Origin of the sequence: Microbacterium hydrocarbonoxydans, assembly GCF_000956475.1 — a bacterium.
GTDB classification, from domain to species: domain Bacteria; phylum Actinomycetota; class Actinomycetes; order Actinomycetales; family Microbacteriaceae; genus Microbacterium; species Microbacterium hydrocarbonoxydans_A.
On sequence record NZ_JYJB01000010.1, the window covers coordinates 447544 to 471391 of the forward strand.

Here is a 23848-nt window from a genome sequence, read left to right on the forward strand (position 1 = left end):
GTGCGCAACGGCGATTGTCACGGCCGTTCTCCGGCGGTGTCCAGAGGGCCGCCGGTAGACTCGATGAGTCCACTTCGAGAGGAATGCAATGCGGATCACGGGACTCGGCCACGCGGGAATGTTCATCGAGACGGTCGGTGGCAACATCATCTGCGACCCCGTGCTCGGTCCGTCTTTCTTCGGCTCGTGGTTCCCGTTCCCTGACAACAGGGGCCTGGACTGGGAGCGGTTCGGGCGAGAGGCGGACTTCCTCTACATCTCGCACCGGCACCGCGACCATTTCGATCCGAGACTGCTCGAGCGCTACATCCGCAAAGACATCGAGGTGCTGCTTCCCGAGTACCCGACCGATGATCTCGAGCAGGACATCCGCGCCCTCGGCTACACCAACATCACCTACGCTCCGGCCGGCGAGATCATCCAGCGCGGCGAGCTGAAGCTCATGATCACACCGCTTCGCGCCCCCAGCGACGGCCCGATCGGAGACTCCTCGCTCAGCGTCGACGACGGCACCGGCTCTGTGCTCAATCAGAACGACTCGCACCCGCTCGATCTCGACAAGCTCATGCACTTCGGCAAGCCCGACGCGTACTTCACACAGGTCTCCGGCGCGATCTGGTGGCCGATGGTCTACGACCTGCCGCTCGACGCCAAGCAGAACTTCGCGCAGCTGAAGCGCGATGCGCAGAACAAGCGCGCGATGTACTACATCGAGAAGGTCGATGCCCCGCACGTCTTCCCGATGGCGGGGCCGCCGATGTTCCTCCGCGACGACCTGTTCGACTTCAACGGCATCGGCCGCAACGGCGAATCGATCTTCACGGACCAGAAGCAGTTCCTCGCCCACATGAAGGAGCTCGCGCCGCAGTACGACGGACAGCTCTTCGTCCCCGGCACCGTGGTCACGGTCGACGGCGGCGAGGTCACCACCGAGCAGACGCTCTACACGGATGCCGAGATCGCCCACATCTTCGATGAGAAGTGGGACTACCTCGAGGAGCAGCGCGCGAGCCGGCAGCAGGAGATCTCCGATGAGATCGCCTCTCGAGCAGAACCCCTGCCCCCGCAGGAGATCCTCGCCGCGATCAAGGAGTGGTGGGAGCCGCTGCTCAAGAAGTCGCGCACGATCCGTCTCGGAGTGGGCGGCTGCGTGCGCTTCAGGATCGGCGACCTGGACATGGTGGTCGATTTCCCCCGCGCGAAGGTGCGCGAGTACGCGGGGGAGGAGTGCGTCTACTGGTACACGATTCCTGCGGATCTGGTGTCGACGAACATCCGAGACCACGAGATCGACTGGTCGAACTCGATCTTCCTCTCCATGCAGTTCTCCGTCGGTCGCAGCGGCAAGTTCAACGAGTTCCTCACGACGTTCCTCAAGTGCCTCTCGGTCGACCGCATCGAGTACGTCGAGAACTGGTACCAGGAGCAGACCGATCAGACCGAAGACGCGGAGATCGGCGACTGGGTCGTGCAGCGGCGCTGCCCCCACCTGCGCGCCGACCTGACCAAGACCGGCAAGGTCGACGACGACGGCATCCTGACCTGCAGCATGCACGACTGGAAGTGGGACCTCAAGACCGGCCGCTGCCTCTCGACCTCCGGTCACCCGATCCGGTCGTCCCGGATCATCGAGACCGGCCGGGTCTCCGACGAGGATCTTCAGCCGACGCCGTGAGGGCTGCCCGTCCGAGCCTGTAGACTCGACACACCGAAGCAACCTTTAACACCGTCCAGAGAGGCGGAGAAGGGAGCGGCTGATGAGCGCACGTACTGTGCTGCACGAAGCCGACGTGGCGCGCGCGCTGACCCGTATCGCGCACGAGATCCTCGAATCGAATCGAGGGGCTGAGAACCTCGTCCTGCTGGGCATTCCGACCCGCGGCGTCACTCTCGCCCACCGCCTGGCCGCACTGATCAGCGAGATCGCGCAGACACCCGTGACCTCGGGTGCGCTCGACGTCACGCTCTTCCGTGACGATCTGGCCAAGCATCCGACCCGCTCGCCGCACCCCACGGACATCCCCGCCGGCGGGATCGACGGCAAGACCGTCGTGCTCGTCGATGACGTGCTGTTCTCGGGTCGCAGCATCCGTGCAGCCCTCGACGCGCTGCAGTCGATCGGCCGTCCTGCGATCGTGCGTCTCGCGATCCTGATCGACCGGGGTCACCGGGAGCTCCCGATCCGGCCCGACTTCATCGGCAAGAACATCCCCTCGGCGCGCAGCGAGCGCGTCAACGTGCGCCTGCTCGAGAACGACGGCGCCGAAGGGGTGACGATCGAAGCATGAGGCACCTTCTCGACACCAAGAACCTCGACAGGGCGACAGCGCTGCGCATCCTCGACATCGCCGAGGACATGTCGGACACGCAGTCGCGCGAGGTCAAGAAGCTTCCGACGCTTCGCGGCAAGACCGTCGTCAACCTGTTCTTCGAAGACTCGACCCGCACGCGCATCTCCTTCGAGGCCGCGGCGAAGCGTCTCTCTGCCGATGTCATCAACTTCGCGGCCAAGGGCTCGAGCGTCTCCAAGGGCGAGAGCCTGAAGGACACGGCGCAGACCCTCGAGGCCATCGGAGCGGATGCCGTCGTGGTGCGGCATCCGTCATCCGGCGCCCCGCAGACCCTCGCGACGAGCGGCTGGATCTCCGCCGGCGTCGTGAACGCGGGAGACGGCACCCACGAGCACCCCACACAGGCGCTGCTCGATGCGTTCACGATCCGCAAGCGCCGGTTCGGAGCCGACAGCCGCGGGCGTGACCTCAGCGGGCTCAAAGTCGTGATCGTCGGGGACGTGCTGCACTCGCGCGTCGCGCGCTCGAACGTGTGGCTGCTCACGACGCTCGGTGCGGAGGTCACGCTCGTCTCGCCGCCCACGCTCGTTCCTCAGAACGTGTCGCTGTGGCCTGTGCAGGTGCTCTTCGACCTCGACCAGGCCCTCGCACAGGGACCGGACGCCGTCATGATGCTCCGCATCCAGCTGGAGCGCATGAATGCCGCGTATTTCCCCACTGAGCGGGAGTATTCCAGGCTGTGGGGCCTTGACGCATTGCGCGTCGACGGGCTGCCGGACGGTAGCATTGTGATGCACCCTGGGCCCATGAACCGGGGCCTGGAGATATCCTCCGAAGCCGCCGACTCCGCACGCTCGACCGTGCTCGAGCAGGTCGCGAACGGGGTGTCCATCCGCATGGCGGTGCTGTACCTGCTCCTTGCAGGAGAACGAGACGACGAACGAGGGGGAGACCAGTGAGCGAGACCCTCGTCATCACCGGCGCACAGCTTCTCGGCGCCGAGAGCGCCGACATCATCGTGGAGGACGGCGTGATCGCCGAGATCGGCTCCGGTCTCAGCCGCGCAGGCGCCCGCGTCATCGACGCGGACGGCCTGGTGGCGCTTCCCGGGCTCGTCGACCTGCACACGCATCTGCGCGAGCCCGGCTACGAGGCGTCGGAGACGATCCTCACCGGGACGAAGGCGGCGGCGGCGGGCGGATTCACCGCGGTCTTCGCGATGCCGAACACCTCGCCCGTGGCCGACACCGCAGGAGTCGTCGAGCAGGAGCTCGCCCTCGGAGAGGCAGCGGGGTACGCCACGGTGCAGCCCATCGGGGCCGTCACGGTCGGTCAGAAGGGCGAGCGCCTCGCCGAGCTGGGGGCCATGGCCACCTCCCGTGCTCAGGTGCGCGTCTTCAGCGACGACGGCTTCTGCGTCTTCGACCCGCTGATCATGCGACGCGCGCTCGAGTACGTGAAGTCCTTCGGCGGAGTCATCGCCCAGCACGCTCAGGACCCGCGCCTCACCGAGGGCGCGCAGATGAACGAGGGCACCGTCTCCGCCGAGCTCGGCCTCGCCGGCTGGCCCGCGGTCGCCGAGGAGTCGATCATCGCCAGGGATGTGCTGCTGGCCGAGCATGTGGGCTCGCGCCTGCACGTCTGCCACCTGTCCACCGCAGGATCGGTCGACATCATCCGGTGGGCGAAGAAGCGCGGCATCGACGTCACGGCGGAGGTGACGCCGCATCACCTGCTCCTGACCGACGAGCTCGTGCGCGGCTACGACGCGCGCTACAAGGTCAACCCGCCGCTGCGCCGCGAAGAGGACGTGCTGGCCGTGCGCGAGGGGCTTGCGGACGGCACGATCGACATCGTCGCCACCGACCACGCCCCGCACCCCAGCGAGCACAAGGCGTGCGAGTGGCAGGCAGCGGCGAACGGCATGGTCGGGCTCGAGAGCGCGCTGCGGGTCGTGCACCAGTCGATGGTGCAGACCGGGCTCATCGGCTGGGACGACGTGGCCAGGGTCATGAGCGCGGCACCCGCGCGCATCGGACGCCTCTCGGGGCACGGCACGCCGCTCGAGGTGGGCCGGGCGGCCCACATCGCGCTGTACGACGCCTCTGCGGCGGGGGTCTTCACAGCAGCCGATCTGCACGGACGCAGCGTGAACTCGCCGTACCTCGGTCGCGAACTGCCCGGGCGGGTGGAGTACACGCTGCACGGCGGTGTGCTGACGGTCGATGGCGGTGCGGTCGTCGCCGAGCTCGGTGATCGGAGCGGGTCGAAGTGACGCGCGAACTCGCGATCGGAGCCATGATCGCGCTGGCAGCCGTCGTGCTGCTCGCGATGCTCCTCGCCTGGCGGGCCCGCATGCGCCGCGACTCGGGGCTGACCGCGCCGCTCGGAGTGCCGGAGCATGCGGAGGTCGTCGCCAGGCACGAAGTGCTCTACGTGTCGACGACCAAGCACGAGCAGCCGCTCGAGCGACTGACCATCTCGCCGCTCGCCTACCGGGCCAGGGGAGAGGCCGCCGTGACCGACCGGGGCCTCGCACTGTGCCTCGACGGGGCACCCACCGTGTTCCTCGCATCGTCTCGCCTGCTCGGCGTCGACCGGGCGACGGTCACGATCGGCAAGGTCGTGGAGCCCGGTGGACTCGTGCGCATCGCGTGGAGCGCCTCCGACGACACGGTGGTCGACTCGTACATCCGGATCGCCGACGGCGACCCGAAGAACTTCATCGCAGAACTGCGGCGGCTCGTACCCGCCGCCGACGACACAGGAGCCACGTCATGACCTTCGATAAGGCAGTCCTCGTCCTGGAGGACGGAACCCGCCATGTCGGCCGCGCCTACGGCGCCCTCGGCACGACCCTCGGCGAGGTGGTCTTCGCCACGGGCATGTCCGGCTACCAGGAGACCCTCACCGACCCCTCGTACGCCGGTCAGATCGTGCTGCAGACGGCGCCGCACATCGGCAACACCGGCATGAACGACGAAGACCCCGAGTCGCGCCGCATCTGGGTGGCCGGCTACATCGTCCGCGACCCCTCGCGCGTCGTGTCGAACTGGCGCGCGAACGCGTCGCTCGACGAGATCCTCGTGCAGGACGGCATCGTCGGCATCAGCGGCATCGACACCCGCTCCATCACGAGGCACATCCGCTCGGCCGGTTCCATGCGCGGAGGCATCTTCTCCGGTGAGGCTGCGGCGCTCGACGCGGACGAGCAGCTGCGCATCGTCCGCGAGGCGCCCGAGATGGCAGGTCAGAACCTGTCGGCGCAGGTCTCGGTCGAAGTCGCGACCGTCACCACGGCCATCGGCGACAAGATCGGCAATCTCGCCGTGCTCGACCTCGGCGTCAAGCAGGCCACGATCGACAACCTCGCGGCCCGCGGGTTCGAGGTGCACGTGCTGCCGCAGTCGTCGACCTTCGCGGATATCACCGCGATCGACCCGGTCGCGGTGTTCTACTCGAACGGACCCGGTGACCCCTCGGCATCCGGCGCCCAGGTGGCGGTGCTCCGCGAAGTGCTCGACGCCAAGCTGCCCTACTTCGGCATCTGCTTCGGGAACCAGCTCTTCGGCCGCGCCCTGGGTCTCAGCACCTACAAGCTCACGTTCGGACACCGCGGCATCAACCAGCCTGTCCTCGACAAGTCGACCGGCCGAGTCGAGATCACCTCTCACAACCACGGCTTCGCTGTCGACGCCCCGCTCGACGGCCCGTTCGCGAGCCCGAACGGCTACGGCCAGGTCGAGGTGAGCCACGTGGGCCTCAACGACCAGGTGGTCGAAGGCCTGCGCGCCCTCGACATCCCCGCGTTCTCGGTGCAGTACCACCCGGAGGCGGCCGCAGGCCCCCACGACGCCAACTACCTCTTCGACCGGTTCCGCGACCTGGTCATCGCCAGCCAGAAGGACGCCAAGTAATGCCCAAGCGCGACGACATCTCCTCCGTCCTCGTCATCGGCTCCGGCCCGATCGTCATCGGCCAGGCCTGCGAGTTCGACTACTCCGGCACCCAGGCGTGCCGTGTCCTCCGTGAAGAGGGCGTGCGCGTGATCCTGGTGAACTCCAACCCCGCCACGATCATGACCGATCCCGACTTCGCCGATGCGACGTACATCGAGCCGATCACTCCCGAGGTGATCGAGACGATCATCGCCAAGGAGAAGCCCGATGCGATCCTGCCGACCCTCGGCGGGCAGACCGCTCTGAACGCGGCCATGGCCCTGCACGAGCGCGGCATCCTCGAGAAGTACGGCGTCGAGCTCATCGGCGCCAAGGTCGAGGCGATCCGGAAGGGCGAGGACCGTCAGATCTTCAAGCAGCTCGTGCTCGACGCGGGCGCAGACGTGGCCCGCAGCATCATCGCCCACACCATGGACGACCTGCTCGCGGGTGCTGCAGAGCTCGGCTACCCGCTGGTCGTCCGCCCGTCGTTCACGATGGGCGGACTCGGCTCCGGCTTCGCATACGACGAGGAAGACCTTCGCCGCATCGGCGGCGCCGGACTTCGCGACTCGCCGACGACCGAGGTGCTCCTGGAGGAGTCGATCCTCGGCTGGAAGGAGTACGAGCTCGAGCTCATGCGCGACACCGCCGACAACACGGTCGTGGTCTGCTCGATCGAGAACGTCGACCCTGTCGGCGTGCACACCGGCGACTCCATCACCGTGGCTCCGGCGCTGACCTTGACCGACCGCGAGTACCAGAAGCTGCGTGACATCGGCATCGACATCATCCGCGCCGTCGGCGTCGACACCGGAGGCTGCAACATCCAGTTCGCGGTGGATCCGTCCAACGGCCGCATCATCGTGATCGAGATGAACCCGCGCGTCTCGCGTTCGAGCGCCCTCGCCTCCAAGGCGACCGGGTTCCCGATCGCAAAGCTCGCCGCCAAGCTCGCACTCGGCTATCGCCTCGATGAGATCCCGAACGACATCACGGGCGTCACACCGGCGAGCTTCGAGCCCACGCTCGACTACGTCGTGGTCAAGGTGCCGCGGTTCGCGTTCGAGAAGTTCCCGGCGGCGGACGCGACGCTGACCACGACCATGAAGTCGGTCGGTGAGGCGATGGCGATCGGCCGTAACTACGCCACAGCCCTGCAGAAGGCCCTCCGCTCGCTGGAGAAGCGCGGATCGAGCTTCCACTGGGGCGCGGAGGACCGCTCGGTCGACGAGCTCCTCGAGATCTCCAAGGTGCCCACGGACGGCCGGATCGTCACGCTGCAGCAGGCGCTGCGCAAGGGCGCCACGGTCGAGCAGGCGTTCGAGGCGACGGCCATCGACCCCTGGTTCCTCGACCAGATCGTGCTGATCAACGAGGTCGCCGAGACCGTCCGCACCGCGGCCGAGCTCGACGCCGACACGATCCGCTACGCCAAGGAGCACGGCTTCTCCGACGCGCAACTCGCCGAGATCCGCGGCATCTCCGAGCAGGAGGTGCGCGGCCTCCGCCACGGCCTCGGCATCCGCCCGGTCTACAAGACGGTCGACACCTGCGCCGGCGAGTTCCCCGCTCTCACCCCGTACCACTACTCGAGCTACGACTTCGAGACCGAGGTCGCGCCGTCGGAGCGCACCAAGGTGGTCATCATCGGCTCGGGCCCGAACCGCATCGGCCAGGGTGTCGAGTTCGACTACTCGTGCGTGCACGCGTCGTTCGCCCTGTCGGATGCCGGTTTCGAGACCGTCATGGTCAACTGCAACCCGGAGACCGTGTCGACCGACTACGACACCTCGGACCGCCTGTACTTCGAGCCGCTGACGCTCGAGGACGTGCTCGAGGTCCTCGACGCGGAAGCTGCCAGCGGCACGATCCTCGGCGTCGTCTGCCAGCTCGGCGGACAGACTCCACTGGGCCTCGCCAAGGGCATCGAGGCCGCGGGGTACACCGTGCTGGGCACCAGCCCGGCGGCGATCGACCTCGCCGAAGAGCGCGAGCTGTTCTCGCAGCTTCTCGACAGGGCCGGTCTGCTCGCGCCTCGCAACGGCACGGCGATCGACGTCGACGGCGCGGTGCGCATCGCCGAGGAGATCGGCTATCCCGTTCTCGTGCGTCCGAGCTTCGTGCTCGGCGGTCGCGGTATGGAGATCGTCTACAGCACGGATGCGCTGCGCGACTACTTCGTGCGCACCGCCGGTGAGGTCATCATCGAGGAGGGCAAGCCGCTCCTCGTCGACCGCTTCCTCGACGACGCGATCGAGCTCGACGTCGACGCGCTCTACGACGGGACCGACCTGTTCATCGGCGGAGTCATGGAGCACCTCGAGGAGGCCGGCATCCACTCCGGCGACTCCAGCTGCACCCTGCCGCCGGTCTCGCTCGGCCGCACCGACGTCGATCGCGTTCGCGAGGCGACCCTCGCCATCGCGAAGGGCGTGGGTGTGCGCGGCCTGCTGAACGTGCAGTTCGCGATCAGTGCCGGCGTGCTCTACGTGATCGAGGCCAACCCGCGTGCGAGCCGCACGGTGCCGTTCGTCTCGAAGGCCCTGGGCATCCCGATGGCGAAGGCAGCCAGCCGCATCATGGCCGGAAGCACGATCGCCGAGCTGCGTGCCGAGGGAATGCTGCCCGAGCAGGACGGATCGCGCGTGCCGCTCGGCTCGCCCGTCTCGGTCAAGGAGGCGGTGCTGCCGTTCAAGCGGTTCCGCACCGCCGAGGGCAAGACCGTCGACTCGATCCTCGGCCCGGAGATGCGCTCGACCGGTGAGGTCATGGGCATCGACCGCGACTTCCCGACCGCGTTCGCCAAGAGCCAGGCGGCGGCCTACGGCGGCATGCCGACCTCGGGGACGGTGTTCATCTCGGTGGCCGACTCGGACAAGCGCGCGGTGATCCTGCCGGCGCATCGCCTGCAGCAGCTCGGCTTCACGATCGTCGCCACCGAGGGCACGGCCGAGATCCTCTCGCGCAACGGCATCGCGGTGACGGTGGTCGAGAAGTACAGCGAGACGCAGGAATCGGGCGCGAAGAACGTCGTCGACCTCATCAACGAGGGCGCGATCGACATCGTCGTGAACACGCCGTCGGGCGGCGCGACGCGTGCAGACGGCTACGAGATCCGCGCGGCGGCGGTCGCGGCCGACAAGGCGCTGTTCACCACGATGGCCGTGCTCGGCGCCGCGGTGAGCGGAATGGATGCGGCGCACGAGGGCTTCCAGGTGCGCAGCCTGCAGGAGTACGCGCAGGACCGGAAGGCGATGGTGTGAGCATGAACTTCGGAGAGCGCGCGCGTGCTGCGCTCGAGGCGCACGGACCGCTGTGCGTCGGCATCGACCCTCACGCGGCGCTGCTCGACGCCTGGGGCCTGCCGCAGAGCGGCGACGGCGTTCGCGAGTTCGGATTGAGGACGGTGGAAGCCGCTGCGGGACGCGTGGGCGCTGTCAAGCCGCAGGTCTCGTTCTTCGAGCGCTTCGGCTCGGCCGGGTTCGCGGCCCTCGAAGAGGTGATCGCGGCCGCCCGCACGGCGGGCCTGCTCGTGATCGCCGATGCGAAGCGCGGCGACATCGGCACCACGATGGACGCGTATGCCGCCGCGTGGTTCATGCCAGGCTCACCGCTCGAGGCCGATGCGCTGACCGTGAGTCCGTACCTGGGCGTCGGAGTGCTCGGCGGGACGTTCGAGCTCGCCGAGCGCCACGGCAAGGGCACGTTCGTCCTCGCCGCGACGAGCAATCCAGAGGCGGCCGGCGTGCAGCGTGCCCGCACCGCTTCCGGTGACACGGTGTCGGCATCCGTCATCGCCGAGGTCTCGGCGCGCAATGCGGCCGCGACCGCGGAGGGGGAGTGGGGCAGCCACGGCTTCGTCGTGGGTGCGACCGTGGACTGGGCGGATGCAGGCATCGCGCCGTTCTCTCCCCCCGCGCCGATCCTCGGCCCCGGATTCGGAACCCAGGGTGCGGGACCCGCTGATCTGCGTGTGCGATACGGCCAGGCGGCGGCTCAGGTGTTCGCGAGCGAAAGCCGCAGCATCCTCGCATCGGGTGCCGCAGGGATCGCGGATGCGATCGATGCGGCAGCAGCGGCCTACCGGGAGGTTCTGCAGCATGGCTGAGAATCGTTCTGTACCAGAGGTCGACCGCGCAGCGGCCGCTCGGCGCGCCGTCGAGCGTCGACGCGCCAGGGCGGCGCTGAAGCGCGACCTCACGATGCGCGTCGTCACTCCGCAGAAGGTGCTCGAGCGTGCGACCGCAGACGCGGATTCGGTCGAGGGATCGATGCGCATCACCGACTTCCTGCTGGCTCTGCCCGCGATCGGTGCAGGCAAGCGCGACCGGATCCTCGCCGAGCTGCAGATCTCGCCGGTCAAGCGCCTGGGTGGCCTCGGTGTGCGCCAGCGCGGCGTGCTCCGCGGCTGGCTCGACAGTCGCTTCCCCGTACTCGAGCCGCGCGGCGCCCGCAGCCGGCTGCTTGTCCTGGCGGGCCCGACAGCGGTGGGCAAGGGCACCGTCGCGGCGTACATCCGCGAGCACAACCCGGAGATCCACCTTTCGGTGTCCGCGACCACGCGCGCTCCGCGTCCTGGGGAGATCGACGGGGTGCACTACTACTTCGTGGACGACGCGGAGTTCGACCGGCTGATCGCCGACGGCGAGCTGCTCGAATACGCCGTGGTGCATAACAAGTCCCGCTACGGCACCCCGCGTGCGCCGATCGACGCGGCCCTGGCCGCGGGAAAGACGGTTCTGCTCGAGATCGACCTTCAGGGCGCCCGCCAGGTGCGACGTGCGGAACCTGCGGCCACGCTGATCTTCCTGCTGCCTCCGACGTGGGACGAACTCGTGCAGCGCCTGGTCGGGCGAGGCACCGAGAACGCCGAGGAGCGGACCCGCCGGCTCAAGACGGCGAAGGTCGAACTGGCCGCCCAGAACGAGTTCGATCACCTCATCGTGAACGAGGACGTCGCCACGGCCGCCGCAGAGGTCGTAGAATTGTCTCTAGGCTCTGCGCGCTGACACGTCTTGACCCGAGTTCATCGAAGGGTCGCGCGCCCATTGCACCGTCTTCGCGACGCATCCGTCGCCTGATCAGGAGGTCCCACCATGGCCGGACACCACAACAAGGGCATCATCGATCCCCCCATCGACAACCTGCTCGACCGCGTCGACTCCAAGTACGAGCTCGTGATCTATGCGGCCAAGCGCGCACGTCAGATCAACGACTACTACTCCGACCTGCACGAGGGCAACCTGTTCGATAACGTCGGCCCGCTCGTCGACTCGTCCGTCGAGGACAAGCCGCTCACGATCGCGCTCCACGAGATCAACGAGGACAAGCTCCGCCTTCGTCACGCAGAGTGATATTCGTGAACCGCACCTCTCGCACTGTCGGAGGTGCGGTTCACTATGTATGCGACCCCTTTCCGATCCCGTTCTGGAGCCCTGATGAGCGCGCTGCGTCTGTTCACGTCCGAGTCCGTCACCGAGGGGCATCCTGACAAGATCTGCGATCAGATCTCCGACAGCATCCTCGACGGACTCATCGCGAAAGACCCAGGTTCGCGCGTCGCGGTCGAGACGCTCGTCACGACCGGACTCGTGCACGTCGCGGGAGAGATCCGCACCGAGGCGTACGTCGACATCCCCACGATCGTGCGCGACGTGGTCAACGGCATCGGCTACACGTCGAGCGACACCGGCTTCGACGGCTCGTCGTGCGGCGTGAGCATCTCGGTCGGCGAACAGTCAGGCGACATCGCGAGCGGGGTCGACAACGCTCAGGAGCACCGCGACGGCACCTCGACCGATCCGCTCGACGGGCTCGGCGCCGGCGATCAGGGCATCATGTTCGGCTTCGCGACGGACGAGACGCCTCAGCTCATGCCGATGGCCGCGTGGACCGCGCATCGTCTGGCCGAGCGCCTCACCGAGGTGCGCCGCTCGGGCGCGCTGCCCTTCCTTCGCCCCGACGGCAAGACCCAGGTCACCCTCGGCTACGACGGCTTCACCCCGAAGACCGTCGATGCGGTCGTGCTCTCGACCCAGCATCACCCCGACATCTCGCAGGACGAGCTCAAGGAGCTCGTGCGCGAACACGTGATCGAACCTGTGCTCGCCACGACCGGACTCGATCTCGACGACGTCACGTTCTACATCAACCCCGCCGGTCCCTTCGTGACGGGCGGCCCGAAGGGCGACGCCGGGCTCACCGGACGCAAGATCATCATCGACACATACGGCGGGGCGGCCCGTCACGGCGGCGGCGCCTTCAGCGGCAAGGACCCGTCGAAGGTCGACCGCTCAGGCGCCTACGCGATGCGCTGGGTGGCGAAGAACGCCGTGGCGGCGGGCCTCGCGGAGCGGCTCGAGGTCCAGGTCGCGTACGCGATCGGGGTCGCCCGGCCCGTCGGGCTCTACGTCGAGACCTTCGGCACCGGCAAGGTGTCCGACGAGAAGATCACGCGCGCCATCACCGACGTCTTCGATCTGCGCCCGCAGGCGATCATCGAACAGCTCGACCTGCTGCGCCCGATCTACGCGCAGACCGCAGCGTACGGGCACTTCGGCCGTGACCTGCCCGACTTCACCTGGGAGCGCACCGACCGCGCCGAAGAGCTCCGGCGCGCCGCCGGACTCTGATGGAGAACGAGAGCCGGCGCATCGCGCGCGTGCTCCTCGACTCGCCGCTGCCGCAGCTCGACCGGCTGTTCGACTACGCCCTGCCCCCGGAACTCGGCGACGTGCCGCTGGGCGTTCGCGTGAAGGTGCCGTTGCGCAGCGCGGGGCGCGTGGTCGACGGCTACGTGGTCGAGATCGACTCCGAGGACGACGCGGATCGGCCGCTGTCGGAGGTCGACAGCGTGGTGTCCGACGTGTGCGTCCTGCCGGAGCGGCTGCATCGACTCGCACGACGGGTGGCCGACCGTGCGGCGGGCTCGGCATCAGACGTGCTGCGACTGGTCATCCCCAAGCGACAGGTGCGCGTCGAGAAGGCGTGGACAGCGGACTCCGCGCCCGTCGAGCCTTCGCCCGCCGCCCAGATGAAGGCTCGCGAGGTCGTCGACGCCTACGAGGGGCTCGAAGCCGTTCTCGCAGAGCACGGCAGAGCTGCGGTGGAGGCGATCCCGCTGCTGCACGGCGACGTGCAGGGCTGGGCGGCGATCCTCGCCGCCTCCGCCACGCGCATGCTCGCGGCGGGGGAGTCCACGGTTCTCGTGGTGCCCGATCATCGAGATCTCGACCGTCTGCTCGCGGCGCTCGAGGAGCTCCTGCCCGCCGAGGCGATCGCACGGTTCGACTCGCGTCAGACGAATCCGGAGCGCTACCGCTCGTTCCTGCGCAGTCTTGAGGACGCCCCGTGCATCGTCGTCGGCAACAGATCGGCCGTGTATGCGCCGGTGCGCGCCGGTCTCGTGGCGATCTGGGATGACGGCGATCCTCTGCTGGGCGAACAGCTCGCCCCTTACGTCAACGCTCGCGACGTGGCGCTGCTGCGGCAGGAGCAGGAGGGGTCGGCTCTGCTGTACGTCGGTCACACCCGGACCACCGACGTCGAGCGGCTGGTCGCTCACGGCTGGCTCGTCGACGTGAGGGCTGCCCGGCGTGTGCTCCCGCGTGTGGTGCTCAGCACGCCCCAGGAGATGGATCAGCCGACAGCGCAGCGGATGCCGTCTTCCGCGTTCCTCTCCGCCCGGAACGCGGCGGGCGAAGGCCCGGTCCTTGTACAGGTGTCGCGCCCGGGATTCGCACCCTCCCTCGTGTGCGCCGAGTGCCGTACGCCCGCGCGCTGCGCACAGTGCGGCGGTCCGCTGGGGGCGAAGCACCGCGGTGCCGTGCCGGTGTGCGGATGGTGCGGCCGGGGCGCGCGGGCATGGGCCTGCACCTCTTGCTCGTCGACGCAGCTGCGGCTGGCCTCCTCAGGGAGCGAGCGCACGGCAGATGAGCTCGGGCGGGCGTTCCCCGGCGTGCGGGTGATCGTCGCCGACAGCGCGCATCCTGTCGAGCGCGTGGCGGACAAGCCGGCCCTGGTCGTCGCCACGCGGGGTGCGGAGCCGCTGGCGGAGGGCGGCTATCGCGCGGTGGTGTTGCTCGACGGCCCGCGGATGCTGCAGGCCCCGGATCTGCGCATCGGCGAGTCGTGCCTGCGATGGTGGTCGAATGCGGCCGCTCTCGCCGCTCCCGGTGCGCCCGTGCACCTCGTCGGGGTCGACGGCGGCGTCGCCCGAGCTCTCGCGACGTGGAACCACTCGTCGTACGCCCGCGCAGAACTGGCCGAGCGCGCCCCGCTGCACATGCCGCCGGCCGCTCGCGTCGCCCTCGTCGAGGGGACTCAGGCCGCGGTCGCGCGTGCGCTTGACGGACTCACCGAGATCGGGCTGCCGAGAGACGCCGTTCTCGGACCTGTCCCCGTCGAATCCGACGACGTGCCTGCGCGGGTCCGAGCCCTGGTGCGCTTCGAGTACGGCGCCGGAACCCGCGTCGCGGCCGCCCTCAGGGCAGCGGTCGTCGCCGAGGCGGTCGCCGCCCGACGAGGCAAGGGCCGCACAGCACGCATAGCGCTCACAGTGCGCCTCGATATCCTCGATCCAGAACTCTGATCCCTTCCGGAGAACCTTCATGCGCCTCGTCTTCGCCGGCACGCCAATGGCTGCCGTCCCCACTCTTCGCCGGCTCGCGGCCGAACACGATGTCGCCGCGGTCGTGACCCGTCCTGATGCGCCACTCGGTCGCAGGCGCGTGCTCACGCCGTCGCCCGTCGCTCAGGTCGCCGAGGAGCTCGGCCTCCCGATCATCAAGGCCGCGCGGCTCGACGACGAGGCGACTGCGGCTGTCACGGCCCTGCACGCCGAACTCGGCGTCATCGTCGCGTACGGGGGCCTGGTCCGCGAGCCCCTGCTGTCGGCGCCCGCACACGGCTGGATCAATCTGCACTTCTCGCTTCTGCCGCAGTGGCGGGGTGCGGCTCCCGTGCAGCGCGCCCTGATCGCCGGCGACGCCGAGCTGGGAGCGAGCGTGTTCCAGCTCGTGCCCGCGCTCGACGCCGGCGACGTGTTCGCGATGCGCGTCGTCGACGTGGCCGAGGACGCGACGGCGGATGCCGCGCTCGAGACCCTTGCGGTCGACGGAGCGCAGCTCACCGCGGAGGTCGTCGCCGCGATCGCAGACGGCACCGCGCGCGCGATCCCGCAGACAGGAGAGCCCACGCTCGCCCCCAAGCTCACGCTGGAGGACGGTCTGCTCGACTGGCACCAGCCGGTCGAGCAGGTGTTCGCGCGATTCCGGGGAGTCACCCCGGAACCTGGAGCCCACACGACGATCGACGGCGTGCGAGTCAAGGTTCTGGAGGCGTCGCCGAGCACCGAGGACCCGCGCGAACCGGGCGAGATCGCCGCCACGAAGAACGCCCTGCTGTTCGGCACCGCGACGCGGCCCCTCGCCGTCACCCGCGTGCAGCCCGCAGGCAAGGGAGCGATGAGCGCCGTCGACTGGTGGCGCGGGCAGCGTGCTCCCGAGGGTCTGCGAGCGGGCGCATGACCGGCTCGCAGCGCGGAGGCCGTCGGCAGGGTCCGCCTCGTTCCGGTCACTCCCGCCCCGAGCGCACTGTGCAGCCGGCCAGGAAGGCCGCCTACGACGTGCTGAGGGCTGTCTCGGCCTCAGACGCGTACGCGAACCTGATGCTGCCGGCCGTCATCGCAGAAGCGGGGCTCGACCCGCAGGACGCGGCGCTCGCGACCGAGCTGACCTACGGCACTCTGCGCCGCCGCGGCACCTATGACGCCATCATCGCCGCGGCCGCCGATCGACCGGCCTCCGACATAGATCCTGCCGTCCTCGATGCTCTGCGTCTCGGCGCACATCAGCTGCTGGCGACCCGCGTCGCGCCGCACGCCGCGGTGAACGAGTCCGTGAACCTCGTGGCGGCGGCGCAGGGCCGCGGCGCCTCGAGCTTCGCGAACGCCGTGCTGCGCCGGATCTCCCGTGAGGGCGCCGAGCGCTGGCAGGAGATCATCGAGTCCGGGGCCCGCTCCGATGACGAGCGCCTCGCGCTGCGGACCGCGCATCCCGTCTGGGTGATCAGGGCGCTGCGTCGCGCTCTCGCCGCAGAGGAGCGGGCAGCAGAGCTCGACGCGCTGCTCGATGCGGACAACGTCTCTCCCGAGGTGACGCTGGTCGCGCTGCCAGGTCTCGCCGAGCCAGGCGACCCGCGACGGCCCTACGCGGCGACGGCATTCGCCTCACCCGGAGGCGATCCGCACCGCATCGTGGCAGGCAGCGGAGGACGAATCCGCGTGCAGGACGAAGGGTCGCAGCTGGTGGCCCTCGCGCTGGCGGCGGCCGCCCCGATTCGCGCGGGTGAGCGCTGGCTCGACCTGTGCGCGGGCCCCGGCGGGAAGACGGCCCTGCTCGCCGCGATCGCGCACGAGAGCGGCGTGACGCTCGAGGCCAATGAGGTCGTTCCCGCGCGCGCGGGTCTGGTGCGCAATGCTCTGCGACCCGTGCCCGGCGAAGTCGTGGTGCACGAGCAGGACGGCCGCGAGTTCGCGAGCGGCCGTCCCGGGGCCTTCGATCGCATTCTCGTCGATGCGCCGTGCACGGGCCTCGGCGCTCTGCGCCGTCGCCCTGAGGCGCGGTGGCGGAAGTCGCCCGCGGATGTCGCCGAGCTCGTGCCGCTGCAGACGCAGCTGCTCTCCGCGGCCCTCGACGCCCTGGCGCCGGGCGGGATCGTAGCCTACGTGACCTGCTCTCCGCACCTGGCCGAGACGACCGGCGTGGTGCAGGAGGTGCTGCGCGAGCGGCCCGAGTACGTGGAGCTCGACGCCGCACGGGTCGTCGCCGGTCTCGCGCGCAACCCGATCGACCTCGCGGAGGGCTCGGGTCACGTGCAGCTGTGGCCGCATCGCCACAGAACAGACGCGATGTTCCTTGCGCTCATCCAGCGACCAGCATCCGACTCACAGGGAGACTGACAACATGCACCTGCACAACCCGCTTCCTCGCGCTCCGCGGATCAATCCCAGCATCCTCGCGGCCGACTTCGTGAACATGCAGCGCGACCTTGCGAAGATCGCGACCGCGGACTTCGCGCACGTCGACGTGATGGACAACCACTTCGTGCCGAACCTGACCTTCGGCCCGCAGATGGTCGAGCGGATCCAGGCCACGAGTCCCGTGCCGCTCGACGTGCACCTGATGATCACGGACCCCGATCGCTGGGCGCCCGGCTACGCGGAGCTGGGGGCTGCGAGCGTGACCTTCCATCTCGAGGCCGCCGCCGATCCGGTCGCTCTCGCCAGGAAGCTTCGCGCGATCGGTGCACGCGCCGGCGTTGCGATCAAGCCAGGGACCGCGGGGGAGAGCCTGTACGACATCATCGACGAGTTCGACCAGATCCTCGTGATGACGGTCGAGCCGGGTTTCGGCGGGCAGGGATTCATGTCCGAGACCATGCCGAAGCTGCGCGGCCTGGCGGATGAGGCGAAGCGCCGCGGATCGGATGTGTGGCTGCAGGTCGATGGAGGCATCTCCGACAGCACGATCGAGATCGCGGCGGCCGCCGGCGCCGACACCTTCGTCGCGGGCTCGGCCGTGTACGGTGCGGATGACGTCGAGGCTGCCGTCATGCGGCTGAGAGACCTCGCCAGAGCGGCTAGCCTGGAATCGTGAAGACTTTCGACGAGCTGTTCGCCGAGCTCAGCGTCAAGGCCGAGACCCGCCCTGAAGGATCGGGAACGGTCGCCGAGCTCGATGGCGGTGTGCACACGATCGGCAAGAAGATCGTGGAAGAGGCCGCCGAGGTGTGGATGGCGTCCGAGTACGAATCCGACGAGGCCGCCGCCGAGGAGATCTCGCAGCTGCTGTACCACGTGCAGGTGATGATGATCGCGAAGGGCCTGACCCTCGCGGACGTCTACCGACATCTGTGATGCGCTCCGCCCCACTCGTTTCGACCTGAAGGCTGTTCATGCTGCGCATCGCTGTTCCCAACAAGGGCTCTCTCTCCGAGACCGCCGCCGACATGCTCGCGGAGGCCGGCTACGCCGGACGCCGTGATCCCAAGACCCTGCACGTCGTCGATTCCGAGAACGACGTCGAGTTCTTCTTCCTCCGTCCCAAGGACATCGCGACCTATGTCGGGTCGGGTGCGATCGATGTGGGCATCACCGGCCGTGACCTCCTGCTCGACGCGCGGATGCCCGGCGCACGAGAGATCGAAGCGCTCGGCTTCGCGGCATCGACGTTCCGCTTCGCCGCTCCGACCGGGCGCTACAGCGACGTCTCGCAGCTCGACGGGCTCCGCATCGCGACCTCCTACCCCGGACTCGTGGACGCGTTCCTCGACGAGCGCGGCATCGCCGTCGATCTCGTCCCGCTGGACGGCGCGGTGGAGTCGGCTGTGCGCCTTGGCGTCGCGGATGCCGTCGCCGATGTCGTGGAGACGGGGACGACCCTCCGTCAGGCAGGACTCGAGGTGTTCGGTCCGGTCATCCTGGAGTCCGAAGCCGTCCTGATCTCAGGTCCCGCCGACGCTGAGGGGGCCGACACGCTCCTGCGTCGCCTGCGCGGCGTGATGGTGGCACGACGCTTCGTGATGATCGACTACGACCTCCCGGCCGCACTCCTCGACGAAGCGGTGAAGATCGCGGGCGGCATCGAATCGCCCACGGTGTCTCCGCTGCGCGACCCCGAATGGGTGGCGGTGCGGGTCATGGTGGCACGCTCGCGAGTCAACCCGGTCATGGACGAGCTGTACGCCCTGGGCGCGCGGGCGATCCTCGTCACGGCCATCCACAACGCGAGGCTCTGATGGCCCTCGCGAAGCGCGTCATCCCCTGTCTCGACGTCGCCGAAGGGCGCGTGGTGAAGGGTGTGAACTTCGAGAACCTGCGCGACATGGGCGATCCGGTCGAACTCGCGCGGCACTACGCCGCGCAGGGAGCCGACGAGATCACGTTCCTCGACGTCACGGCGACCGTGGATGCTCGCGCGACGACGTACGACGTCGTGCAGCGTACCGCCGAGCAGGTCTTCGTGCCGCTGACGGTCGGCGGGGGAGTCCGCTCGGTCGATGACGTCGCCCGGCTGCTCGGGGTGGGTGCGGACAAGGTCGGCGTGAACTCGGCCGCTATCGCCCGCCCGGCCCTGATCGGCGAGATCGCCGACCGTTTCGGCGCGCAGGTGCTCGTGCTGTCGCTCGACGTCAAGCGCGCCGGCACCACGCCATCGGGCTTCGTGGTCACCACGCACGGCGGGCGCAACCTGACCGAGATCGATGCGATCGAGTGGGCGCGCGAAGCGGCCGAGCGCGGGGCAGGCGAGCTGCTCGTCAACTCGATCGACGCCGACGGCACCCGCGACGGCTTCGATCTGGAGCTTGTGGGGCTCATGCGCGAGGCCGCGCGGGTGCCGGTGATCGCCTCGGGAGGTGCGGGATCCGTGGAGCACTTCGCTCCGGCGATCAAGGCCGGAGCCGATGCTGTGCTCGCCGCGAGCGTCTTCCACACGGGCGCCCTCACCGTGGGAGACGTGAAGGACGCTCTGCGCGCCGAAGGAGTGCTGGTCCGGTGAGCGTGGAGGAGAAGATCGCGCAGGTCGCGTTCAACGGCGACGGGCTCGCACCCGTGATCGTGCAGCAGTTCGATACGCGCGAGGTGCTGATGATGGCGTGGATGAACGACGAGGCCCTGCGGCGCACGCTCACCTCGGGCCGGGCCGTGTACTGGTCGCGCTCTCGTCAGGAGTACTGGCGCAAGGGCGACACCTCCGGCAACATCCAGGTCGTGCACGAGGCTCGTCTCGACTGCGACGGCGACGCGATCCTGCTGATCGTCGATCAGACAGGACCCGCGTGCCACACCGGAACCCGCACCTGCTTCGACACGACCGACCTCGAGGCCGTCCCCGGGACCGACGACTGATGGATCTCGCACGCAGAGGACGCTCGATCGCCGTCTCCGGGTTCCTGCTCGGGGGTGCCGTCGGCATCATCGCGTCGACGCAGACCTGGCTCACCGTGCAGCGCGCAGACGCCGGCGCCGACATCCTCGTGCCCGGTGCATCCGCTCTGCCGCTGCTCGCCCCGCTGAGCCTCGCGGTCCTCGCGCTCGGTGCCGCGCTGTCGCTCACGGGATCCGTGCTGCGCCTGATCTTCGGCGCCCTGGCCGGAGCCGTCGCGATCCTGATGGGGTGGAGCACCTTGCAGCTGCTCCTCTCCTCTCCAGTCTCCGCCGTGGCCTCGACCGTCACGGATGCGACCGGCATCGCCGGTGCCGCGGGGCTTGCGGACGTCATCGGCGCGATCGTTCCCACGGCGTGGCCCGTCATCGCACTCGTCGGCTGGGCGATCCTGCTGATCGCGGCCGTCGTGGTCGTTCTCACCGGCCGCACATGGAAGAGCGGCGGCCGCCGCTACCGGACGGATGCCGGCGCAGCCGCCGTCGCCGAAGGCCCCGTCGACGCCGTCGATTCCTGGGACGACCTGTCCCGTGGCACGGATCCGACGCGCTGACCCCGATAGACTGAACCCGATCCAGCTACACCGTCCCCCGGAGGAGAACATGACCAACCCGATCGCCGACCCCGGACACGGACACTCGCCTGCTGCCTGGACTGGCGTTATCATCATGCTCCTCGGCTTCACGCTCGGCACTCTCTTCTTCTGCCTCGAGATGCCCAGCCTGGTGTGGGCATCCGTCGTGCTCATCCCCGTCGGGGCGCTCATCGGCTGGATCCTGTCGAAGGCCGGATGGGGCGCGAAGGGTCCCAAGTACCAGCCGAAGGCGCACTAGTGGTCCTCGCCGACCTGACGGCCGGCGCTGTCGCAGACGCCGAGCGTCGCAAGCTCTCCCGGCCTCTGGCAGATGTCGAGCGGGTGGCATTGGCACGTCCGGCCGCCAAGGACGCGCTCGGATTCCTGGCGCCCGCGGATCGGGTCAAGATCATCGCCGAGGTCAAGCGCGCGAGTCCGTCTCGCGGCGCCCTCGCGGAGATCCCCGACCCCGCCCTGCAGGCGTCGCTGTACGAGACCGGCGGCGCCTCGGCGATCAGCGTTCTCACCGAAGAACGCCGCTTCGGGGGCAGCCTCGCCGATCTCGAGGCGGTCACGGCCCGCGTGTCGCTGCCGGTGCTGCGCAAGGACTTCATCGCCACGCGCTACCAGGTGCTCGAGGCGCGGGCAGCAGGTGCCGACCTGGTGCTGCTGATCGTCGCCGGTCTGGAGCCCGCGGTTCTGAAGGACCTGTTCGGCTTCATCACAGAACTCGGGATGACGCCTCTCGTCGAGACGCACTCCGCCGACGAGCTCGAGGCGGCGATCGACCTCGGGTCGCCGCTGATCGGCGTGAACGCGCGGGATCTCAAGACCCTCGAACTCGACCGCGACCTGTTCGGCCGCCTGGTCGAGCGCATCCCCGACTCCGCGGTCAAGATCGCCGAGTCGGCGGTGCTCACCCCTGCCGATGTCGCGCACTACCGCTCTGCGGGGGCCGACGTCGTCCTGATCGGGGAAGCGCTCGTCACGGGCGACCCGGTCGCCACACTCAAGAGCTTCCTGGAGGTCTGATGCCCAGCACCGAGCGTCCGCCGGGCAGTCTGCGCGAGCAGCACGGCCCGCTTTTCGGCGAGTACGGCGGGCGCTACATGCCCGAATCGCTGATCGCGGCGATCGACGAGCTCACCGAGGCGTATGCCGAGGCGATCGTCGACCCGGGTTTCCGCGCGGAGCTCGCGCACCTGCTGAGCTCGTACGCGGGGCGCCCGTCTCCGCTCACGGAGGTCGCCCGGTTCGCCGAGCACGCCGGCGGCGCCCGCGTCTTCCTCAAGCGCGAAGACCTCAACCACACGGGGTCGCACAAGATCAACAACGTGCTCGGACAGGCGCTGCTCACCAAGCGCCTTGGCAAGACGCGGGTGATCGCCGAGACGGGTGCCGGACAGCATGGGGTCGCCACGGCGACGGCGGCCGCCCTGTTCGGACTCGACTGCACGATCTACATGGGCGAGGTCGACACCGAGCGCCAGGCGCTCAACGTCGCGCGCATGCGCCTGCTGGGCGCGGAGGTCGTCGCCGTGAAGTCCGGCTCGCGCACCCTCAAGGACGCGATCAACGACGCCTACCGCGACTGGGTCGCCTCGGTCGAGACCACCAACTACATCTTCGGCACGGCCGCCGGTCCGCACCCGTTCCCTGCGATGGTGCGCGACTTCCAGAAGATCATCGGCGAGGAGGCGCGCCAGCAGCTGCTCGACGAGGTCGGGCGTCTCCCGGATGCCGTCATCGCGTGCGTGGGCGGCGGCTCGAACGCGATCGGCATGTTCGACGCCTTCCTCGACGACGAGAACGTGAAGCTCTATGGAGTGGAGGCGGCCGGTGACGGCGTCGACACACCGAAGCACGCCGCGTCGATCGAGCGAGGACGCCCTGGCATCCTGCACGGCGCGAAGACCTATGTGCTGCAGGACGAGGACGGGCAGACGATCGAGTCGCACTCGATCTCGGCCGGTCTGGACTACCCGGGTGTCGGTCCTGAGCACTCCTGGCTGGCTGACATCGGCCGCGCCGAGTACATCCCCGCCACCGACGACGAGGCGATGCAGGCCCTTCGCCTGCTGAGCCGCACCGAAGGCATCATCCCCGCTGTCGAGTCGGCGCACGCCCTCGCGGGCGCACTGCGCCTGGGCAAGGTGCTCGGTCCCGACGCCGTGCTCGCGGTGTGCCTCTCCGGCCGCGGCGACAAGGACATGGACACGGCGGCGAAGTACTTCAAGCTCTACGACGAGGGAGCATCCGAGTGACCGCCGACGTCGCCGCACGACCCGGAAGAGTCGAGGCCGCGATCCAGAAGGCCGAGGCCGCAGGGCGCAGCGCCTTCGTGGGCTATCTGCCCGTGGGTTTCCCCGATCTCGAGACGAGCATCCAGGCGGCGATCGCCCTCGCCGAGAACGGCGTCGACATCATCGAGCTGGGGCCGCCCTACAGCGACCCCGTCATGGACGGCTCCGTGATCCAGGAGGCCACGACGGCCGCCCTTGCGAACGGCTTCAAGATGGCCGATCTCTTCACCGCGGTCCGCGCGATCACCGCCGCCACCGACGTGCCGGTCCTCGTGATGACCTATTGGAACCCGGTCTTCCAGTACGGCGTCGACCGCTACGCCGACGATCTTCTCGCCGCCGGCGGTGCCGGGCTGATCACGCCCGACATCACGCCGGAGGTCGCAGGGGAGTGGATCGCCGCGAGCGAGCGCACCGGGCTCGACCGCGTCTTCCTCGCAGCTCCCACCTCGACCGATGCGCGACTCGACCTCGTGGTCACGGCATCCACCGGGTTCGTCTACACGGTCTCCACCATGGGGATCACGGGCGAACGGGCCGAACTCGACCGCGCCGCTCGGACCCTCGTGGGCCGGCTGCGCGCGCACGGCGCGAAGCGCGCGTGCGTCGGCATCGGCATCTCCACCGCCGAGCAGATCGCCGGGGTCAGCGAATACGCCGACGGCGCCATCGTCGGCACCGCACTGGTCCGCGCCCTCCGCGACGGCGGCGTGTCCGCCCTCGCCGAAGTCACCCGCACACTGGCTGCCGGCACATCGTCGGCACGCCCCGTACACGAGAACTAGAATCGCAC

24 protein-coding genes are annotated in these 23848 nt (G+C 69.1%); all 24 read left to right on the forward strand.

All coding sequences use genetic code 11. The features are described from left to right. Positions 1-88: 88 nt before the first annotated feature. The 24 genes from RS84_RS14700 to trpA all read left to right on the forward strand — a co-directional run bounded on the left by RS84_RS14700 (position 89) and on the right by trpA (position 23840). Positions 89-1675 carry a Rieske 2Fe-2S domain-containing protein gene (locus tag RS84_RS14700; RefSeq protein ID WP_045258536.1) on the forward strand — a complete coding sequence of 529 codons (1587 nt, stop codon included), beginning with the start codon at positions 89-91 and terminating at the stop codon, positions 1673-1675. Positions 1676-1757: 82 nt separating this feature from the next. Beyond that, positions 1758-2288: a bifunctional pyr operon transcriptional regulator/uracil phosphoribosyltransferase PyrR gene (gene pyrR, locus RS84_RS14705; protein ID WP_045258537.1), complete on the forward strand. Its 531-nt coding sequence runs from the start codon at positions 1758-1760 to the stop codon at positions 2286-2288. Continuing rightward, positions 2285-3250: an aspartate carbamoyltransferase catalytic subunit gene (locus RS84_RS14710; RefSeq protein ID WP_045258538.1), complete on the forward strand. Its 966-nt coding sequence runs from the start codon at positions 2285-2287 to the stop codon at positions 3248-3250. The genes pyrR and RS84_RS14710 overlap by 4 nt, the downstream gene beginning before the upstream one ends. After that, positions 3247-4566, forward strand: coding sequence for a dihydroorotase (locus RS84_RS14715; RefSeq protein ID WP_045258539.1), 1320 nt, complete (start codon positions 3247-3249; stop codon positions 4564-4566). The genes RS84_RS14710 and RS84_RS14715 overlap by 4 nt, the downstream gene beginning before the upstream one ends. After that, complete coding sequence (locus RS84_RS14720) at positions 4563-5072, forward strand: hypothetical protein (protein WP_235281503.1); 510 nt, start codon at positions 4563-4565, stop codon at positions 5070-5072. Before RS84_RS14715 ends, RS84_RS14720 begins: the two co-directional genes overlap by 4 nt. Next, on the forward strand, positions 5069-6208 hold the full coding sequence (gene carA / locus RS84_RS14725) for a glutamine-hydrolyzing carbamoyl-phosphate synthase small subunit (protein WP_045258540.1): 1140 nt from the start codon (positions 5069-5071) through the stop codon (positions 6206-6208). The genes RS84_RS14720 and carA overlap by 4 nt, the downstream gene beginning before the upstream one ends. Further along, on the forward strand, positions 6208-9495 hold the full coding sequence (gene carB / locus RS84_RS14730; protein WP_045258541.1) for a carbamoyl-phosphate synthase large subunit: 3288 nt from the start codon (positions 6208-6210) through the stop codon (positions 9493-9495). Before carA ends, carB begins: the two co-directional genes overlap by 1 nt. A gap of 2 nt (positions 9496-9497) precedes the next feature. Beyond that, the gene (gene pyrF, locus RS84_RS14735) at positions 9498-10340 is read left to right on the forward strand and encodes an orotidine-5'-phosphate decarboxylase (RefSeq protein WP_045258542.1); all 843 of its coding nucleotides are present in this window, start codon (positions 9498-9500) and stop codon (positions 10338-10340) included. Then, a complete protein-coding gene (gmk, locus tag RS84_RS14740) occupies positions 10333-11241 on the forward strand; it encodes a guanylate kinase (protein ID WP_045258543.1) in 909 nt (302 codons plus the stop codon). Before pyrF ends, gmk begins: the two co-directional genes overlap by 8 nt. Before the next feature lie 87 nt (positions 11242-11328). Next, positions 11329-11586 (forward strand): DNA-directed RNA polymerase subunit omega, encoded by a 258-nt coding sequence (rpoZ, locus tag RS84_RS14745; RefSeq protein WP_045258544.1) that lies wholly within the window; start codon positions 11329-11331, stop codon positions 11584-11586. 84 nt (positions 11587-11670) lie between these two features. Next, positions 11671-12864 carry a methionine adenosyltransferase gene (gene metK, locus RS84_RS14750; RefSeq protein ID WP_045258545.1) on the forward strand — a complete coding sequence of 398 codons (1194 nt, stop codon included), beginning with the start codon at positions 11671-11673 and terminating at the stop codon, positions 12862-12864. After that, positions 12864-14822, forward strand: coding sequence for a hypothetical protein (locus RS84_RS14755; protein ID WP_045258546.1), 1959 nt, complete (start codon positions 12864-12866; stop codon positions 14820-14822). Before metK ends, RS84_RS14755 begins: the two co-directional genes overlap by 1 nt. A 19-nt stretch (positions 14823-14841) precedes the next feature. After that, a complete protein-coding gene (gene fmt, locus RS84_RS14760) occupies positions 14842-15759 on the forward strand; it encodes a methionyl-tRNA formyltransferase (protein WP_045258547.1) in 918 nt (305 codons plus the stop codon). Next, positions 15756-17192 (forward strand): RsmB/NOP family class I SAM-dependent RNA methyltransferase, encoded by a 1437-nt coding sequence (locus RS84_RS14765; protein WP_082062209.1) that lies wholly within the window; start codon positions 15756-15758, stop codon positions 17190-17192. The genes fmt and RS84_RS14765 overlap by 4 nt, the downstream gene beginning before the upstream one ends. A 4-nt stretch (positions 17193-17196) precedes the next feature. After that, positions 17197-17889: a ribulose-phosphate 3-epimerase gene (gene rpe / locus RS84_RS14770; protein ID WP_045258548.1), complete on the forward strand. Its 693-nt coding sequence runs from the start codon at positions 17197-17199 to the stop codon at positions 17887-17889. Next, entirely contained in the window at positions 17886-18149 is a 264-nt protein-coding gene (locus RS84_RS14775) for a phosphoribosyl-ATP diphosphatase (protein WP_045258549.1), read from the forward strand. Before rpe ends, RS84_RS14775 begins: the two co-directional genes overlap by 4 nt. A gap of 38 nt (positions 18150-18187) precedes the next feature. Then, the gene (gene hisG, locus RS84_RS14780; RefSeq protein WP_045258550.1) at positions 18188-19030 is read left to right on the forward strand and encodes an ATP phosphoribosyltransferase; all 843 of its coding nucleotides are present in this window, start codon (positions 18188-18190) and stop codon (positions 19028-19030) included. Continuing rightward, the gene (gene hisF / locus RS84_RS14785; protein WP_045258551.1) at positions 19030-19791 is read left to right on the forward strand and encodes an imidazole glycerol phosphate synthase subunit HisF; all 762 of its coding nucleotides are present in this window, start codon (positions 19030-19032) and stop codon (positions 19789-19791) included. The genes hisG and hisF overlap by 1 nt, the downstream gene beginning before the upstream one ends. Further along, the gene (gene hisI / locus RS84_RS14790; protein ID WP_045258552.1) at positions 19788-20141 is read left to right on the forward strand and encodes a phosphoribosyl-AMP cyclohydrolase; all 354 of its coding nucleotides are present in this window, start codon (positions 19788-19790) and stop codon (positions 20139-20141) included. The genes hisF and hisI overlap by 4 nt, the downstream gene beginning before the upstream one ends. Beyond that, positions 20141-20731, forward strand: a complete 591-nt coding sequence (locus RS84_RS14795; RefSeq protein WP_045258553.1) for a Trp biosynthesis-associated membrane protein — start codon at positions 20141-20143, stop codon at positions 20729-20731. The genes hisI and RS84_RS14795 overlap by 1 nt, the downstream gene beginning before the upstream one ends. Before the next feature lie 49 nt (positions 20732-20780). Further along, a complete protein-coding gene (locus RS84_RS14800) occupies positions 20781-21011 on the forward strand; it encodes an HGxxPAAW family protein (protein ID WP_045258554.1) in 231 nt (76 codons plus the stop codon). Next, positions 21011-21784, forward strand: coding sequence for an indole-3-glycerol phosphate synthase TrpC (trpC, locus tag RS84_RS14805; protein ID WP_082062210.1), 774 nt, complete (start codon positions 21011-21013; stop codon positions 21782-21784). Before RS84_RS14800 ends, trpC begins: the two co-directional genes overlap by 1 nt. Then, positions 21784-23016 carry a tryptophan synthase subunit beta gene (trpB, locus tag RS84_RS14810; protein WP_045258556.1) on the forward strand — a complete coding sequence of 411 codons (1233 nt, stop codon included), beginning with the start codon at positions 21784-21786 and terminating at the stop codon, positions 23014-23016. Before trpC ends, trpB begins: the two co-directional genes overlap by 1 nt. After that, positions 23013-23840 (forward strand): tryptophan synthase subunit alpha, encoded by an 828-nt coding sequence (gene trpA / locus RS84_RS14815; protein WP_045258557.1) that lies wholly within the window; start codon positions 23013-23015, stop codon positions 23838-23840. The genes trpB and trpA overlap by 4 nt, the downstream gene beginning before the upstream one ends. The last annotated feature ends 8 nt before the right edge of the window (positions 23841-23848 follow it).

Coding starts and splice junctions, on each gene's coding strand:
- RS84_RS14700 (WP_045258536.1), top strand. CDS start 89: ATGCGGATCACGGGACTCGGCCACGCGGGAATGTTCATCGAGACGGTC.
- pyrR (WP_045258537.1), top strand. CDS start 1,758: ATGAGCGCACGTACTGTGCTGCACGAAGCCGACGTGGCGCGCGCGCTG.
- RS84_RS14710 (WP_045258538.1), top strand. CDS start 2,285: ATGAGGCACCTTCTCGACACCAAGAACCTCGACAGGGCGACAGCGCTG.
- carA (WP_045258540.1), top strand. CDS start 5,069: ATGACCTTCGATAAGGCAGTCCTCGTCCTGGAGGACGGAACCCGCCAT.
- carB (WP_045258541.1), top strand. CDS start 6,208: ATGCCCAAGCGCGACGACATCTCCTCCGTCCTCGTCATCGGCTCCGGC.
- pyrF (WP_045258542.1), top strand. CDS start 9,498: ATGAACTTCGGAGAGCGCGCGCGTGCTGCGCTCGAGGCGCACGGACCG.
- gmk (WP_045258543.1), top strand. CDS start 10,333: ATGGCTGAGAATCGTTCTGTACCAGAGGTCGACCGCGCAGCGGCCGCT.
- rpoZ (WP_045258544.1), top strand. CDS start 11,329: ATGGCCGGACACCACAACAAGGGCATCATCGATCCCCCCATCGACAAC.
- metK (WP_045258545.1), top strand. CDS start 11,671: ATGAGCGCGCTGCGTCTGTTCACGTCCGAGTCCGTCACCGAGGGGCAT.
- RS84_RS14755 (WP_045258546.1), top strand. CDS start 12,864: ATGGAGAACGAGAGCCGGCGCATCGCGCGCGTGCTCCTCGACTCGCCG.
- fmt (WP_045258547.1), top strand. CDS start 14,842: ATGCGCCTCGTCTTCGCCGGCACGCCAATGGCTGCCGTCCCCACTCTT.
- RS84_RS14765 (WP_082062209.1), top strand. CDS start 15,756: ATGACCGGCTCGCAGCGCGGAGGCCGTCGGCAGGGTCCGCCTCGTTCC.
- rpe (WP_045258548.1), top strand. CDS start 17,197: ATGCACCTGCACAACCCGCTTCCTCGCGCTCCGCGGATCAATCCCAGC.
- hisG (WP_045258550.1), top strand. CDS start 18,188: ATGCTGCGCATCGCTGTTCCCAACAAGGGCTCTCTCTCCGAGACCGCC.
- hisF (WP_045258551.1), top strand. CDS start 19,030: ATGGCCCTCGCGAAGCGCGTCATCCCCTGTCTCGACGTCGCCGAAGGG.
- RS84_RS14795 (WP_045258553.1), top strand. CDS start 20,141: ATGGATCTCGCACGCAGAGGACGCTCGATCGCCGTCTCCGGGTTCCTG.
- RS84_RS14800 (WP_045258554.1), top strand. CDS start 20,781: ATGACCAACCCGATCGCCGACCCCGGACACGGACACTCGCCTGCTGCC.
- trpB (WP_045258556.1), top strand. CDS start 21,784: ATGCCCAGCACCGAGCGTCCGCCGGGCAGTCTGCGCGAGCAGCACGGC.